Origin of the sequence: Mycoplasma miroungigenitalium (assembly GCF_013008635.1) — a bacterium.
Taxonomy (GTDB): domain Bacteria; phylum Bacillota_I; class Bacilli_A; order Mycoplasmatales; family Metamycoplasmataceae; genus Mycoplasmopsis; species Mycoplasmopsis miroungigenitalium.
Genome location: NZ_CP053096.1, coordinates 45678 through 61457, shown reverse-complemented (window position 1 = coordinate 61457; position 15780 = coordinate 45678). Strand labels below are relative to the sequence as shown.

The 15780-nt window shown below is 29.0% G+C and carries 13 protein-coding genes and 1 other RNA gene; all 14 read right to left on the bottom strand.

What is annotated here, in order from left to right; translation table 4 throughout:
* Positions 1-3: 3 nt before the first annotated feature.
* Positions 4-1104: a redox-regulated ATPase YchF gene (gene ychF / locus HLA87_RS00265; RefSeq protein WP_171110791.1), complete on the bottom strand. Its 1101-nt coding sequence runs from the start codon at positions 1102-1104 to the stop codon at positions 4-6.
* A 194-nt stretch (positions 1105-1298) separates the two neighbouring features.
* Positions 1299-1577, bottom strand: an RNA gene (gene rnpB / locus HLA87_RS00260) — RNase P RNA component class B.
* Positions 1578-1690: 113 nt separating this feature from the next.
* Positions 1691-4048, bottom strand: coding sequence for a DEAD/DEAH box helicase family protein (locus HLA87_RS00255; RefSeq protein WP_171110788.1), 2358 nt, complete (start codon positions 4046-4048; stop codon positions 1691-1693).
* Entirely contained in the window at positions 4049-5659 is a 1611-nt protein-coding gene (locus HLA87_RS00250; RefSeq protein WP_171110784.1) for a site-specific DNA-methyltransferase, read from the bottom strand.
* 303 nt (positions 5660-5962) lie between these two features.
* On the bottom strand, positions 5963-6916 hold the full coding sequence (gene holA, locus HLA87_RS00245) for a DNA polymerase III subunit delta (protein ID WP_171110782.1): 954 nt from the start codon (positions 6914-6916) through the stop codon (positions 5963-5965).
* Positions 6917-7024: 108 nt separating this feature from the next.
* On the bottom strand, positions 7025-7384 hold the full coding sequence (locus HLA87_RS00240) for a hypothetical protein (protein ID WP_171110780.1): 360 nt from the start codon (positions 7382-7384) through the stop codon (positions 7025-7027).
* 279 nt (positions 7385-7663) lie between these two features.
* On the bottom strand, positions 7664-8500 hold the full coding sequence (gene whiA / locus HLA87_RS00235) for a DNA-binding protein WhiA (RefSeq protein ID WP_171110779.1): 837 nt from the start codon (positions 8498-8500) through the stop codon (positions 7664-7666).
* A 7-nt stretch (positions 8501-8507) separates the two neighbouring features.
* A complete protein-coding gene (locus HLA87_RS00230) occupies positions 8508-9248 on the bottom strand; it encodes a thermonuclease family protein (protein ID WP_171110777.1) in 741 nt (246 codons plus the stop codon).
* 7 nt (positions 9249-9255) lie between these two features.
* Complete coding sequence (pyk, locus tag HLA87_RS00225) at positions 9256-10677, bottom strand: pyruvate kinase (protein ID WP_171110775.1); 1422 nt, start codon at positions 10675-10677, stop codon at positions 9256-9258.
* A 144-nt stretch (positions 10678-10821) separates the two neighbouring features.
* Positions 10822-12342: an MAG1430 family protein gene (locus HLA87_RS00220; protein WP_171110773.1), complete on the bottom strand. Its 1521-nt coding sequence runs from the start codon at positions 12340-12342 to the stop codon at positions 10822-10824.
* Positions 12343-12358: 16 nt separating this feature from the next.
* On the bottom strand, positions 12359-12958 hold the full coding sequence (gene yihA, locus HLA87_RS00215) for a ribosome biogenesis GTP-binding protein YihA/YsxC (RefSeq protein ID WP_171110771.1): 600 nt from the start codon (positions 12956-12958) through the stop codon (positions 12359-12361).
* A gap of 2 nt (positions 12959-12960) precedes the next feature.
* Complete coding sequence (gene coaD, locus HLA87_RS00210) at positions 12961-13395, bottom strand: pantetheine-phosphate adenylyltransferase (protein WP_171110769.1); 435 nt, start codon at positions 13393-13395, stop codon at positions 12961-12963.
* On the bottom strand, positions 13395-14582 hold the full coding sequence (locus HLA87_RS00205; protein ID WP_171110767.1) for an acetate/propionate family kinase: 1188 nt from the start codon (positions 14580-14582) through the stop codon (positions 13395-13397). The genes coaD and HLA87_RS00205 overlap by 1 nt, the downstream gene beginning before the upstream one ends.
* A 1-nt stretch (position 14583) precedes the next feature.
* A complete protein-coding gene (locus tag HLA87_RS00200; protein WP_171110765.1) occupies positions 14584-15570 on the bottom strand; it encodes a phosphotransacetylase in 987 nt (328 codons plus the stop codon).
* Between the last annotated feature and the right edge of the window lie 210 nt (positions 15571-15780).

The window sequence follows — 15780 nt, the reverse complement described above, 5'->3', positions numbered from 1 at the left end:
TAATTATTTTCCGAATTTAAAGTGACAAATGTCGCCATCTTTCATAACGTAGTTTTTTCCTTCAGAACGGATTTTTCCAGCAGCTTTCACAGCTTGTTCTGAACCTAATTCGACAAAATCTTCATAAGTTATTACATCAGCTTTAATAAATTTATTTTCAAAGTCGGTGTGGATAATTCCTGCACATTGAGGCGCTAACATTCCATCATGAAAAACTCATGCTCTGACTTCAATTTGTCCAACAGTGAAATATGTTTTAAGTTTCAATAAATCAAATGCTTCTCTAGTTAATAAATCTAATCCACTAAATTTAATTTCATAGGTTTGTAGCCACTCTTGAGCTTCGTTTTCATCTAACTGCGATATTTCGCTTTCTAATTGAACGCAAATTGGCAGGATTTTTTCTTCGCTTGAACACGATGCTTTGAACATTTTAAATAATGGGGCATTTTCATAATTCGCAATTTCTTCAGCTGACATATTAGCTACGTAAATCATTGGCTTAAATGTCAAAAGGTGATAGCCTTTTAAAATTTTGGCTTCTTCTTCAGTAATATCTTTTAATTCACGGGCTGCCTTGCCTTGTTCTAAAAGTTCCTGAATTTTTAAACAAAGATTTTGCTCAATAAGAGCTATTTTATCTCCTGATTTTGCTTTTTTAGATATCCTGTTTAGCACGTTTTTAATTGTGTCTAAATCAGCTAAATTTAATTCCATATTGATAACATCTTTATCGTTTACAGGATTTACTTCATTGGCAACATGCATGATATTTTTGTCGTCAAAACAACGTACAACATGAATAATTGCATCAACTTCTCGGATGTTACCTAGAAATTTATTTCCAAGTCCTTCGCCTCTTGAAGCACCCTGAACTAGACCCGCAATATCAACGAAATCAAATGTTGCGGGCACAATTTTATTTGGATTTACCAGTTTTGCTAATTCGTATAATCTTTTGTCCTTTAAAGGCACTGAACTAACATTTGGCTCAATTGTGGTGAAGGCATAATTACTTGCCTCAACTTGATATTTAGTTAATGCACTAAATAAAGTGCTCTTACCAACATTTGGTAAGCCTACTATCCCAGCTTTTAATGACATGAGACCTCCTTGATATATTGTTAATTTTAATTTTACCAAAAACTTAATTTTGCCTGCTAAAATCACTAAAAAACATAAATAAATTTTAATTTTCATAAGTCAATATTTAAATTTAATCATGTCAATGATTTTACTAATATACTCATTTTTGTATGACTTTGGTACAAAAAAATATGCGTAACCGCATATTTCGCATCTATAAGCCACGTTTTGTCCCTTAAAAATAATAAGGTGCCAACAATTTATCTAACCAGTAAACTGGTTTTCTCTCTTGATTCAATTCTCTCGAGAAAATTCCCCTACCAAAATTTGGGTTTCTAGCTCATGGAGTTTACCGCGTTTCACAATTCTCGTCTCTGTGGCACTAGTCGTCTAGGCCTAAGCTTATTGGGCTTAGCATGAACACTACTTTCATCGCAGAAAGTGCTAGCGTGGACTTTCCTCTACTTTAATAGCAGCTGTTGGCCAATGCGATTAGATTATATAACAAAATTTAAATTAATATAGTATCTTATTAATTACTCAACAGTTAAATAGCAAAACAAAAATGAAAAAGTTCAGGCATTATACCTGAACTTTTAATTCTTTATTCACTAATAGTCTCGAATAGATCTTTTACACTTCAAATTGGTTTTTTATTTTCGTGATTAAGAATTTTATTTAATTTTTCACTAGTGCTAGAACCTCTAAATAGTATTTTGTGATCTACTGATTCGCTAACATAAGCAACAATTATAGATAAATCTTTAGTTATTCAATTACTTTTATATTCATCAATGTAATTATTAAAAGCTGTGATTATATTTTTTGTTTTGTTTTCATCGTAATCATTTTCAAAATCTTTAACTTCGATAATTAAATCATGTGACTCATGGTTGTTTTTGTATCTAATAATGAAGTCGGGATAAGAATTCTTAATATCATTAAATTCTTCATAATATTGAAAATTAATACCGTGAAATACTGCGTTTCTAGTTCATAATTCAACCTTTTCAAAATAATTCGGATAATCATTCAAACATGAAGTAATATGATTAATGAAATTTAACTCTGTTTCACTATCGAAATAATGGACATGTTTTTTTTCTTTTAATGTATTAACATATGCATACTTCATAATATTTTCGACTATCATGATATCGTGTTTATTTTTATAATTGTAAAGATAAATCGGTAATGTTTTTTGGAAATTAAGAATATATTCCTTTTGGTCACTAGTTTTTTTGAGTAATTCAACCGATTTTTTGTGACAACCCCTTATATCATTCAAATAATTTTTGATAATTATGTATCAAAATAAATGAATAGATATTTTATTGTCGAAATTCATAATTTCACTTTCGAATCAATTGTTTAATTTATTTTTTAATTGTATAGAAAAAAGTTTATGATTTTCTAAAATTGAATTTTCGCAAAATATTTCTAAATCAATATTATTTCATATTTTTTCTTCTATTAATTTTTTGACGATTTTACCTTCTTTAATTTCTGTTTCTTTAGCTATCAAATAGTGGTATTTAGCAAGATGATCTAAATAATTTTTTGCAAGTTGTAATACTTCAGTTTTATTCATAATTGATAAAACATCATCATAGTATTTTTGAGTATTACTTGCTTGTTTTAAGAGTAATGGATTAATTTTACCGCTTGCAAATGTTGCTGTTTCGTATACATTTTTTAGTTTGTAAATCATTGTTTCGCGTGTATCTTCTTTTTTATTAGAATAAATATAGTAGTTGTTCGCAATGCTATTCTCATCAAAATAAAAATTTGGATTTGGATTTCTTTTTATTCTTCCTATGGTTTGTTTATTTAATGTATCAGATGACACATCTCTAATTTGTAATAGCATGCACGCTCTCGGAATGTTTCAGCCAGTTGCTGGACCCACTTTAAATATTATTACGTCAACATCGGAATTATTTTTGGATATTTCTTTTAATGACTTAACATTTCTTGCTTTTGAGTCAATTTTCTCACCACTAAAATATTTGACATATTGTAGATTGTTTTTTTCTAAAATATTGGTTATTATGTTCAAATCTTTTTCAAATTTTTCTTTATTTTTGCTTACTTTGTCCGTTACTTGAATTAGCATTGCGGGGTTTATGTTAACTAAACCAGGTTCTTTTTTACTATCGCTGTAAAAGTTATCTTTTATATTTCTAAATTCTTTACATGCTACTTCTAATATTTCTTCGGTTGAAACTTCTTCAAAATTAATCCTAGAAATTCCGTGATTAAACATTAAATTATTTTTTAAAAGAACTATGTTGTCTTTTCTTAATTGGTCTTCTGTAATTATAACTTGTTCATAACCACCCTTTGGGGTAGCGGTCATTTTGACTACGAAGTTTGCTGCTTTTTGAACTTTTGATTCGAATTTTTCTTCATAATCCTTTGTATCTTTATTATTAATCAAACCACCGTGATGTGCTTCATCCCTGATATAAATTAACTTGTAATCTTGATTTTCTATTTGCTGTAGAAAAGCATCAAATATTCCATATTCCGTGAATAGTCTTTTTTTACCAAAAGATGACGAACCAAAGATAAGAACTTTTTCGTTTTCGGCAAAAAATCTCACATCCTTATCTTTAATGTTTTTGTCGGATGTAGACGGAGATTCTTGCCTTTGAATATTTATGTGTCTATTTTGTAAATATGGTAGATAATCTTTGATATTATTTTCCATTTGGCGAGGTAAATCGGCAGATGATAATGTAACTATAATAAAAATAATTTTTTGATTTCCATTATTAATTTCGCGATTTTTTGTAATCATTTTGTCAATAAAATTAGCTAACATAAATGTTTTGCCACTACCCGTTGGTGCTTTAAATTCAATAATTTTATTTGAAGTGTTTTTGTCCGAAAGATAATTTTTAACACAGTGGTCAACTAGTTCTCCGACTGCTCTATTTTGCGTATTTATTAATTTCATTTACGCCTTCTTCTCATATATTTCTAATGATTGTAAATCTCTTAAGATATCTAAATTGTTTAACGAATTATCGCTAATTCCGAAATATGTTAAAGAATTTCTAAATATACTTTTGATTTTTGTGTTGTCGTCTTCTGTGTTATTTATTGAAGTATTATATTTAACGATATTAAACACATTTAAATTTTCACGATAAGGTTCGTTTTTCTTTAGCCAATCAAATGTTTCGCCTTTTGTTCCTTTGCCGTTATTTATTCTATAAAGTCTTTCATACGTGATTTCATCAGCAATATTATTTTCATTATTTGTTACTAAAGTGTATGTTCTGTTTCCACCGTCTTCTCTATTTAGTTCCATAACAGCATGAGCAGTTGTACCTGAACCTGCAAAGAAATCAAGAATGCGAGCGTTTTTATTTTGACACAAATTTAATAAATACTTTATCAGTTCGATTGATTTCGGATAATTAAAAACTCTATTGTTGAATATTTGTTTGATTTCATACATTCCATTATATGATTTATCATTTATTAAATCTGAATAGGGTATACTTTTATCGTTAGCGTCAAAATATTTTTTATATGCAACTCTTCATTGATTATTAACTTTATATCATTCAATTAATCCATTATCGTTTCTATTTTTATATTCTTTTTTTGAAAGAGTTCAACACCAATCTCTTTCAATATTTTTATTTTTTTGTCTATCTAATCATTTTTCTTTGGAATTACCAGGATAAATTTTAGATCCATCAGGTGCTATGATTTCATAATCTAATGATGGGCTATATCTTAAGCCTTGTCTATCAAATGAGTTTCTTGAGTAAAAACCATTATTATCCTTATATTTATAATTTTCTATATTACTTGATTTTTTATTAGCTATAAATAAATTGGTTTTTTGATAACATAAAACATATTCTTTTTTAATAGCAATATTTTTCGAGTCAGATCTTCCTGCACCCGTTTTGTTTATCATATTTGCAACAAAATTCTCTTCCCCAAAAATTTCGTCCATTAATACTTTTAAATAAGCTTGTTCGTTGTCATCAATCGAAACAAAAATAACCCCATCTTCTTTTAATAGGTCTTTTGCCATTCTTAGTCTTTCATTTATCATGTTTAACCAACCGTTACGGCTGTATTTATCCCGATAGATAAATTTGTTGGAATCAACGAACTCTTTGTCGTTTGCAACGCTGTTGCCATCATTTTTTGATGCTTCGGTATTATAAGGAGGGTCGATATAAATTACATCATAATTAAATTCAAGCCCCCGCTCGCTCTCTCTCTCTATCACTAATAGATTCTTTAATGCATCATAGTTTTCACCAATTATTAGCGTGTTATCATTTCCGCCTAATTTATTGATAAATGATTTATGTTCATCGTATTTTAAAATCGCTACTGAACCCGAATCTACTGTTGGTGCGATGTCAAAAGTAAAACCAGTCTTAACTCTTTGAGTTAAGAACTGAAATACATTTGGCAAATCTCTTTCATCTTCTACTTTTTGGAGCAGCTTTTTACATAATATCTTTTGATCTATATTAAACTCCGTATTAGGTAATTCATCAAGTTTTATTAAATATTCTTCCAATAATTTATTCATTTTAGTCTCCTTATAAAAAATAGTAAAGTGCTATTTTTTATTATTATATAAAAGTTATAAATAATATTTAAAGAATCTATTTAATTATCTTGATTTAAGTAATATGATCGAAAAAAATATAGTACAGTAAAAAATATTAATTCGATTATACTATCGGAATATAAATGATTAAAATAAGACGAAATGGACTTATTTTGGCTTAGAAACAGCTAATATTCGATTAAAAGACGCGTTCATAAAACAAAATTAATTTCAATAAAATTGAAATAATTAGCTTAATTTTTGATTTTGAAAAGTGAATAATTATCTAAAATAATTAATCAAGAAACGTTCAAAACCAATTTCAGGATCAGTTTGCCCTGATTTAATTTCACGATCTAATTTAGCCAAATGCTTAATCATTGATTGAATACGTTTAATGCCTAAAATTGTGAGTAGTGAATAAACTTTTTTAACACGATAAAAATTTAATTTAAAGTCATCAGCTAAGTCATTTAAATTCTTCTTAGCTAAAGAGTAACAGTATATTTCATTAGCTAAAATAAATAACTGACTTGCTTGAGCTATTAGCAATGATATATCAACGCCTTCGTTGATTTTTTCCTTATATTTAATTCAAATAAGATTAAAATTATTTGATTCAAAACTATTAGAAAAGCCAAACACATCCTCATTGAATGTTTCACCGATTGTTTTTTCAATCATATCAACTGTTATTATTTTATTTAAATTAACAAGTTTGATTAATTCTAAATTTATTAAATATAAGTCATTTGGAACTTTTCTTAATAAAGCATTGATTGAAATGTTATCTATTTGTCCGCCTAAATCATGTACAATTTGATTTATTTTTTTTGTTAAATCTGAACCTGTCAGTGTATTGGCAAACAGTAATTTGGGACTTAATTTCATTAAATATTTTGTAAAAATATTATTAGCAATTTTTTCTTGCTTTATTATGTTGGTATTTACGAAAACCACTGTATCTTGAGTATTTTTTTCAATAATCTTAGCTAATTCTTCAGCTAAAATTGCTTCCTCTTTTGAAATTTTATTTTCAAAATAAGGGCAGTCATATACAACGATGATTCGAGATTCTTGAAATAATGAATTTAAACCTATTAAATTAGTTAATTCATTTGTTTTATTTTCGTCTGCGTAATAAAAATTGACTAATTCGGAATTATTATTCGCTTTAATTATTTGTTGTATATACTCATTAACAAAATACTTTTCTTGACCATAAATTAAATACATATTTTAATTATATATAACAATTCATTATTTAGATGAAAGTACTGCAAAATCAGTGCTTACATACTAATCGAATTTAAAAAACTCGAATCGTAAAAATTCGAGTATTATTTAGTCTTGGTCAATAGGAATATAATTGTAGGTTTTTACTAAAGAGGTTGAACCATCACTATTTTCGTATTCTGTTGGTTCTATTTTCTGAACTTGTCATCTTGTGTTATTATCAGTCCAGGTAGTTTGATCTGCTTTTATTTCATTAGTCTTTATATTAATTGGATAACAATTACCGTATGTAGTTTTTCCGCCTTTTGTTATAGGGATTAAATGATCTATATTTCAACCACAAACACTATTTCTAACGTTGTAAGCACTCTTAACAATTCTACGACCTGCAAAATCTTTATCCTCAGTTTTATTTCCTAATCAAAATTCTCATATTTCCATTGCTTTTTTTTGATTGATTAAAGCCATATTTGTCCTTTCATTTTAGATACTAATTTATACTAACGGTGTACCGACTATCTAAGAACATGAATATTGAATTTATAAATTAGTATTGTCTATTTTTTTTGTTCTCATTTTGATTTTAAACCACTCTAAAAAAAAAAAAAAAAAAATGGATAGTCGGCACCATTTAATGTTAATTTTTAATTATTTTCCACATTTTTTCCATTTATTCTGATAATTTTTGTTTAAATGTTAAAAAATAAAAAAAATCACTACCGATGTAATGATTTATGAAGTATTTTACTAATTATTTTTATGTTTTTTTACAATCTCACGAAGTTTTATCAATCAATGATTTAAACCACTCTTAGATATTTCTATTTCTGATTCGTCTAACAGAATTTCACTGATTTTTGAAAGACTTTCATCTGGGTTATTTTTAAGAATAGTAAAAAATTCTAATTGTTTTTCAGTAAAACATGATTCCAAATTATTGTGATAAATATAATCAATGTTTTTTAGATGTTGTTGATTAGATTTGACTATCCTTTTTAGATTTGCTAAATCAATGTTGTTAATTCTATTAAATGTATTATCAAAGTCTCTTTTTATACGAGAATCCTCTAATTTGAACATTGAGTCGATAACATTAATAGCTTTTAAAAAGTCTGAAATTTTTTCGTGTTTTTTGATATAAATCAGAAATTTTTTTCTATGAAAAATTTTTTGGAATCCAAAATCATATTCATTCAATTTATTCATGAATATATCAATGAATTTTTCATAGTTTGAACTTAGTTGCAAATGATAAGATGATTTATCTAAATCTGAAATAGTGCCCCCGCCAACGAAAGCCCCAGCAAAAAAACTTGCAGGATCTTTAAACTTAACTTCTAAGTTAAAATCATTTTTATTTATACATATTTGATTTTTATCAAGTGAATAATTAATGTTTATAACATTCAGTAAACTTAAGATATAATCAAGCGTTTCATTCGACGTTATTTTTAACGTTATGAATTTGTTTTGTGTGCAATTAGCAAAAATGAAACCCCTCAAAAATTCTGAGATTTCATCTTTATTTCTTTTCTTCGAAAAAATTTCGTTTTTTATTTTTTGAGTAAAGTTTGTTTTTTCCATTTTTGCCTTATCATGGGTATATTTCTTCTAATGCCCCATCCACGCTGTATATACCTAAACGATTTTCGCGAGCAAACTTTTCCGAGGAATTTAATTGAGCTATATATGCCGAATTATGGTTGTAATATTTACTTCGTTTTGAAGAAGAAATGTAATATTTTCGGCCGTAACCTAGGCGCACTATTTCGGAATTTAAGTTGTATCAGTTATTGTTATATTTAACATAAACTATTCCGACAATACGACCATAATGATCTGATATGTTTGTTTCTCCACCTTTAGTTGGCTGAGGAATTATATAGATTTCGCCTCCAACTATTGTCAGTACACTTGTTGTGAATTTAGTGGCTAACATGCCGTATTCATATTGTTTACCGGTGGTTTTTTCTCAGTTGCCACTATCAGTCTTGCGCATTTTTTCCGGAGTATCAACTCCAGAAAAACGAACATTGTAGAGTACATTTTTATGTTTAAATCTAAATGTGTCACCATCTTTAACAAAATCCAAACTAACCCTAGTTGCTTTGTTTGCGGCTAATTCATCGGACAAATCATATAATAATTTGTCGCTTTTCAAATCAAAGATGTTGAGGTTGAATGATTGATTAGTTGGGCTGTTCGATTTATCATGCACCGAATTGTTTTCACTATATGCGTTTTGGTCAATATTTAAAACACAGGCCGAGGAAAAACTGGTCGTAGTGATAATTGAACCAAAAGTTAAATGCAGAAAAAATTTATGTTTCACAGTAATATTATTTAGTTTTTAGTTCTAATTTTTCGTTAACTAATGTTAGATATTTATCGCCATTAGCAATTTCTAATTGGTTTAGAACATTGTTTAAATCAGTTGGTTTTAGTGTTAATTCATCAAATAATTTTGCTGTATTTGTAACGATTTTAACACCCGATGTTAAACCAAAACTTGTTGCTAATTTGTCGTTATCTAAAACACCGATTATCATTGTATTTAATCTGAATTGTGAAAGTTTACGTAATAGCGAAGTATCTTTAGTTACAACAATAGTGAATTTAGGTTTGTTTTGTAAAACAGAGTTCACAACATTTTTAACTAAATCATCTTTTTTGTCTAATTTGCTTAATAATGAATTGATTCAGTCTGTGTATGAAGGTGTATTGTAATAATCATTTTCTGCTTTTTTGTTGATTGTTCTCATTACTTGAACAGCAGTTACTGGATATTTACCAGCAGCAGTTTCGTTTGAGAGCATTGTTGAATCAGCACCATATGATGTTGCTCAATACACATCACTCACTTCTGCTCTCGTAGGTTGTGGGTTATTTTCTAATGAGTCAAGCATTTGTGTTGCTACAACAACCACTTTGCCTGCTTTGCGGCATTTATCAATAATTTGCATTTGTCAGTATGGAACTTCGTAGTAAGGTATTTCTAGACCTAAGTCTCCACGAGCAACCATGATACCATCACTTGCTTCGATTATTTCATCGATATTGTTAATACCGATTTGGCTTTCGATTTTAGAAATAATTTGGATTTGCGATCCACCATTTTCAACTAATAGTTTTCTTAAGTCATTAACATTTTTGGCACTGTTAACAAATGATGCAGCAACATAGTCTACACCATATTTAGCACCAAATGTAACGTCTTGAATGTCTTTTTCGCTTAGAAATGGAAGTGAGAAATCTACATTTGGTAGGTTAATTCTTTTATTTGTTTTTAAAACATGAGCATTTGCTGTAACAACAGTAATTTCACCCGGCACAACTTTAGTAACGGTTGATGTTAGTTTACCGTCATCAAATAGAACTTTATCTCCGATTTTTAAGTCTTTACTCATATCGTATGGTACGGTTACTTGTTTATCGTCACCAATAACATTAGCAAAAGCTTCAGGAGTAGTTAGAATTTTTAGTTCTTGACCTTGAGCGATTGGATATGCTCCATCTTTCATCTTGCCGACTCTAACTTCAGGCCCTTTAGTGTCTAACATAAGCGAAATATTAACACCTAATTCTTTGGCTGCTTGTTTAGCGGTTTCGAATTTCATTTTTTGTTCTTCTAGTGTGCCGTGGCTAAAGTTAGCTCTAATACATGTAGCACCAGCTTCAATAATTTGTTTAACTATTTCTAGGCTTGAACTTGCCGGCCCAGCTGTAATAGTAAGTTTTTCTTTGTGATTATTTAATTTCATCGTGTCTCCTTTTAATATTTATATTAATTTATATTATAAATTTATATTTGATAATTAATGCTTATTTTTAAAAAATGTCGTAAATATCGTGGAATATATTCCGTAATAAAAAATGCCTGATTTAAAACAGGCAAATTTAATATTTTATTTACTTATTTTTTTAAAACCGGTTAATTCATAAGGTCAGTAATAAGTGTTGATTCCGTTTGAAGAAGATATTTTGTCAGAACTCAAACCTAATGCAAATACGATTTTATCATCTTCTTGTTTACCAATGAATGGGGTATCGGAAATGCTTTGGGTTTCATTTTTTGCCTTAGGTTTATAGTAGTTGTCCGTCACAAATTTCAATGAATAATTATTCAATGATTTTTCCGAATCGGATAAATTTTCATGGTTTGATAACGTGTTAAAATCCAAATCTTCTTTAAATTTTAAATCCAGTTGGTCAAAATATCCCCCGCTAGAATTATTAGCATTATAGTTCGAATTACGGTAGAATGAAAGAGCGCTTGATCCTTCTTGCGAATATTCTCCAAGATTAACATTTTCTTTACCAGAAATTACTACGTTTTGCGCTAGGTTCTTAAGGTGGTAATAATTAAAGTAAACGACCTGTGTTTGTTCCGATTCAACTGCGATTTGAGTATTTTTGGTTAAATTTGATTCGGATGCAGAAGGGATATTTCTTAGAACGTAATAATGTAATAATAATTTATCTGGATTATCCGTTTTAGTAAATCACATTGGTTTAGAATTATCAATTTCGAACAATTTATTATTGAAATTAGTTCTCGAAATGTTTAAATATTTATTAACTTTTTCATTATTTTCTTTAATAATTTTTTCATCGGTTGCTTTTGATGAAGGCAACACATTTTTATCTAATAGGTCACTTACTTTCGAAATTTGTGCTTCAGTATTGTCTAAAGTATTTTTATACTCTCCTTTGTTTAATAGTTCTCTTAAAGAGGCGCTTTCAAGGATGCTGAATCCACTAAGCAATGATGTTTGTGTAGTTGAATTCATGGTTAGTTCAGACATCGAATTAATATCCATCTTTTTAAATCCAGTTATTTTAAAAGTTTTGATTTTTCATTTGTCAATTCTAGCGGAATCACTAGTTGATTTATCCAAAATCTCTTTATCGCTGTTTTTGTCCTCTAAAAGAACGTTCAAATAAAGTGTTCCGTCTAAATCGTTCGCATATGAATGGTAATAAATATTGTGTGTTTGTTTTAATACATCAACCGGAGCACCCGTTTTAATATTTTTCAATTCGAAAAGCTTATTTAATTGTCTTTGTTTATAGTCTTCAACTGGAGATTTTTCGTAGTCATAACCAATTTCTAACTGATAAGGTCAATAATGGTTGTCGGCGGTAGATGTATTTTTTAATTTAGGTTGAAAAAGAAATTGAGAACTTGAGTATGATGTTCTTGAGTCGTAGTATGAGGCATAAGCAAAGTCGCTAGCATAATGGTTTTCAAGTTTGTTATGTTCATTAAAACCTGAGCCTAATACGAAAGAATAATTTGCTATTAATTTTGTTGCAGGCTTTTTAGCATGATTGAAATTTGCAAAAACTGTTGTTAACACAACACCTGCAGTAGCACAACTAATAGCTATTGAACTACCAATTATAAATTTACGATTTTTTTTCATTTTTACCTCACTTTGCTTACTCATCGGTCTCGAAGTCTGGATACAATATTGACTCAATTTCTAAGACTAATTCATCTAAATTTAATTTCTTTTCCGCTGAAACTCAATGTGTATTTAAATATGAATTTAATAGTTTTTTTTCAATTAATGACTCATGTTTTTTAATTAATGTTGAGCGGTCTTTTTGATTTAATTTATCTATTTTTGTGTATATTATGGAAATATCTCAGGGAAGTTTTTGCAGTCAAGATAACGTTTCAAAATCAATTTTTGTAATGCCGGTTCTTGAATCTATTAATAAAAATATATGTTTTGGATTTTTATCAAGAGTCAAATAGTCTTTAATACATTTCAACATATGCTCTTGCTTTGTTTTGCTCATTTCGGCGTATCCATAACCTGGCAAATCAACGATATATTTATCATTATTGTCGGCAAAAAAGTTTATTAATTGAGTTCGTCCCGGTTTTTTTGAAACAAAAGAAACTTTTTGGCCTGTTAAAGCATTCAATAATGATGATTTACCAACATTTGAACGGCCTCAAAAAACAACCTGGTTGCCATTAGTATTATGTCACGATTGTTTTTCAAGTGAACTTGTTATGAATCTTCACATAATTAATTACCTTCCTTTTCCAAAGCTTTAATATGTCTTATTAAAGTTGAGCTTATGCCTATCATTTCATAATCAGGAATTATTAATATAGTTTCAAGCTCAGGATTTACGGTGTGATTTCCTGCGGCTATATCAAGTTCAGTTTGATAATCTGCATCGTTGCGAGCAGATCTTATTAGTAAATTAATTTTGTAACGTTTAGCAATATTTCCAATTAATTCATTTTTGTTGAAAATAACTTCAACATTTTCATTATTTTTAAAATAGTTTTTTACATATTCAAATCTATCTAAAAGATTATCTATATTATTTTTATCGGGATTGTTTGAGACCACTAACAATAATTTGTCAACGAATTTTAAAGCTTTATTTACTACGGCTATGTGACCAGTATGAAGCGGGTCAAATGAACCTGCATAAATTGCTTTTGTTTTCATTAATTAAATAATTTTATTGCGTTTTTAGCTATTAGTAATTCTTCGTTTGTTCTGATTACATAAACTTTGACAGCACTGTCAGGAGTAGAAATTAAAGCAAATTCACCAATTTTAGAAGTATTGATTGAATGGTCTAGTTTAATATTTGCAAAATTGATTTTATCAATTACGCTTTGACGTAGTTCTGGAGAGTTTTCACCGACGCCGGCTGTAAACACTATTGCGTCTAATGAACCAACTTTATTAGCATAGTTTGCGATAAAGTCAACAATTTTTTGTACATATAAATCTCAGGTGAAAATAGCACGCGGATTTTTTTCTTTAATAGCTTTTTCAATATCACGCATATCTGAAGAAATTCCTGAAACACCTAATAAACCAGATTTTTTATTTAAAGCGGATGTTACCTCATCAACGCTTTGGTTTAAATGGTGACATAAGAATTCCACGAGTGCAGGATCTACATCACCAGATCTAGTTCCCATCATAACACCGGCCAACGGAGTAAGTCCCATAGTTGTATCAAATGACTTAGAGTTTTTGATTGCACAAATACTTGCGCCGTTACCAATGTGGGCATTAATAATATTTACTGAATCTTTATTCAATATTTCACTAATTTTTTCAGTTATGAATTGGTGAGAAATTCCGTGGAAACCAAATCTACGAATGCCGAATTTTTCACTCCATTCATACGGGATTGGATAAATGGCATTAACATCTGGAATTGTTGTGTGGAAAGATGTATCAAATTCTGCAGCCAGTTTTGCGTGAGGCATCACATCTCTGAAAGCATTAATTGCTTGTAAAGCCCCTGGGTTATGCAATGGTGCATAATCAGCACATTTTTCAATAACAGAAACTACTTCATCAGTAATTTCGGCTGTTTTTGAGAAAAATGTTCCTCCATGAACAACTCTGAATCCTATAATTTCAATTTCTTTAATATCTTCGATTAATTTTGCTTCCGACATTAAAGATAGTATATTTTGCGCCGCAACCGTGTGGTTAGGCATATTAACATTTTTAATAAATTTATCAGTGTCGGTTTTAATTGTTATTATACCTTGTTGCAAGGTAATTCTTTCAGCAAGCCCACTAGCAACCACTTTTAATGAATCTTTTTCAAGTAATTGAAGTTTTATTGAGCTTGAACCTGCATTAATTACTAAAACTTTGTTTTGCATGTTATTTTTCTCCTTCACTTTGAATCATTGTAATTAAAACTGTGTTAACAACATCATTAACTTTAGCTCCTCTTGATAAGTCGTTAACTGGTTTTTTAGTACCAACAATAATAGGACCGATAGCCCCGTAACCAGCTAAACGTTGTACTAATTTATAACCAATATTTCCAGCTTCAAGATTTGGGAATATTAGTGTATTCGCTGGTTCGTTAAAAGAGTCTAAAGTATATTTAGATTTTCTAACCTCCATATCTAAAGCAGCATCAAGTTGGATTTCGCCAATTGCCGGTGTGCTTTGGTATTTATTATTGAAGTCTATTGTTGCGTTGTGAACCATTTCTGTTTTTGGTGTTTTTGCACTATAGTTTGTAGAAAAACTTAAAAATGCAACTTTAGGGTCGATGCCAAAACTTTTAACAAAATTGGCAGCATTAATACCAATATCTGTTAGTCCTGCTTGATCAGGTTTTGGGTTTACTGAGATATCGCTAAAGAACAATGTTTGTTCTTCTTTATGCATTACCATAACTGAACTTATAGTCTTAATTCCTTTTGCAGTACCTATTACTTTAAAAGCCGCTCTTAGCATGTCTGCGGTTGAATAAATTAAACCGCCAACAACACCATCAACCTCTCCAAGTTGTAACATCATCATTGCATAAAAAGGTCTTTGTGACATTGCTTTTTGACAAACTTCTAATGTGTCTTTATTCTCTTTACCCTTAGCATCAGCAGCTGCTTGACGTTGTTTAAACATTTCGTTAGCTAAATGTTGTTGTTTCGCTAAGTCTGAATTAATGTTTATTACTTGTGCTTTAGTGTTTATATTAATGTCTTTTTCGACTAATAAAACAACTTCTAAATTTGAGTATTGCTCTAAAATTTGGGCTGCTTCTTGAGCTCTAATATCATCACCATCAACGATGATGATTCTTTTTTTATTTTTAATTTTTTCAATGTTGTGTTGAATTAAAGATGTAAATTTCATTTCTCTCCTTATATAAATATTTCTTTATTTTACCTTAAAGTATTATTTAATATAAATAATTAAATATAAATATTAATTCTTATGACTAATACTAAGTTATTCTTTATGTAATTGTGGAATAATTACCATTAATGCTGTTTTGTATACAGGATTTATTTTGTTGTAGAAACAATATAATACAATTTAAACAAGATTAGCACCATTACAAAA